At 65.0% G+C, this 1,290-nt stretch carries 1 pseudogene; it reads left to right on the forward strand.

The annotated features are described in order from the left end of the window. The first annotated feature begins 80 nt into the window (after positions 1-80). Positions 81-1,226 (forward strand): annotated as a pseudogene (locus ABQE44_RS25745) (IS3 family transposase). Positions 1,227-1,290: the final 64 nt, after the last annotated feature.

A 1,290-nucleotide genomic window follows, 5' to 3' on the forward strand; every position in this document is an offset into this window, starting at 1 on the left:
TGGCGTGTTCCCCTTGATTGAGTCCAACCAGTTTTAGAGTCCTGTGGCCCGATGTCGGGCTGGAAGGGACGATGGAACACATGGCTGGTCGGAAGCGGAATTCCGCGGAGGACATCGTGCGCAAGCTGCGCAGGGCGGATGAGCTGGCCGCTGAGGGCAAGACCGGCGAGGAGATCGCTGCCGAGCTGCAGGTCTCGCCGGCCACGCTGTACAACTGGCGGCGCACCTACGGCGGCATGGACACCGACGCCGCCAAGGAGCTCAAGGGCCTGCGCGAGCAGAACGCCCGCCTCAAGCGGCTGCTGGCCGAAGCCGAGTTGGAGAAAGACGCCTTGCGGGAGGTCGCCAAGGGAAAATTCTGAGCCCAGCTGCCAAGCGCCGCGCCGTGGACATGCTCAAAGAGACGCTGAGTATGTCGGAACGGTTGGCGTGCAAAGCCGTTGGGCTGGCTCGCTCCACCTACCGCCGCCTGCCGTTGGCGCAGACCCCAACCGACCCGGACGCCGAAATGAGGGCCTGGCTGCGCGCCTACGCCACCAAACACCCGTGCCATGGGTTCCGGCGTGCCTGGGCGGCGTTGCGCTACGACGAGCGCCGTGAGGTCAACAAGAAGAAGATCCACCGGCTGTGGCGCGAAGAGGGTCTGCAGGTGCGCGTGCACAGCCCGCGCAAGCGGGCCGGGGTGTCGTCGGTGCCGCCGGTCGTCGCCGATGCGCCGAAGGTGGTGTGGGCGATCGACTTCCAGTTCGACTCCACCATCGACGGTAAGGCCATCAAGATCGCCTCGATGATCGACGAGCACACCCGCGAGTCGCTGCTGAACCTGGTGGAGCGCTCCATCACCGGCGAGCACCTGGTCGAGGAACTGAAGGACGTGTTCGCCGCCCACGGCGGCCCGCCGAAGGTGTTGCGGCTCGACAATGGCCCGGAAATGGTTTCTCAAGCGCTGCAACGGTTCTGCGAGAACAAGACCGGGATGGTCTACATCCCGCCGGGCTGCCCGTGGGACAACGGCTACATCGAATCGTTCAACAACAGACTCAGGAAGGAGTGCCTCAACCGCAACTACTGGAACACCCTGTTCGAGGCCCGCGTGGTCATCAGGGACTTCAAGACCGAGCACAATCACCGACACCGCCACTCGGCCCCTGGGCTACCGCACGCCGGCCGAGTACGCTGCCGCCTGCAGGTGCACCCACACCCCGGTGGCCTGCAGCATCAACTGAGAACGGATCAAACCAACCCGAACTCTAGAACCGGGCGGACTCAGTAACGGGGACTCGCCAGTCA

Source organism: Mycolicibacterium sp. XJ2546, from assembly GCF_053483195.1.